Here is a 229-nt window from a genome sequence, read left to right as displayed (position 1 = left end):
CCTTGGAGTACATGTAGCACACGTAGCCACTGCAAAAACCGCAGAAGTTGCACGGCCCCATCTGCGCACCATAAGGGTTGGTGTAGGGCCCCGAGGTGTTGGCTGACGGCAGGTTGTAGGGTTTGTAACCTACGTCTGCCGCCGCTTTCTGAAACAGCTGTGCGGAGACGGTGTTCTTCTGCGACTCCAGAGGGAACGGGTTCGAGCGATCCGGTGCATACGGGTTACC

1 pseudogene is annotated in these 229 nt (G+C 58.1%); it reads right to left on the bottom strand.

What is annotated here, in order from left to right:
• Positions 1 to 229 (bottom strand): annotated as a pseudogene (locus tag AC0L20_RS42035) (GMC family oxidoreductase); the annotation flags it as partial.

This window comes from Bradyrhizobium sp. Kon58, from assembly GCF_055807455.1.
The sequence above is the reverse complement of the archived record's forward strand: the minus strand, read 5'-3'. Positions and strand labels throughout refer to the sequence as shown.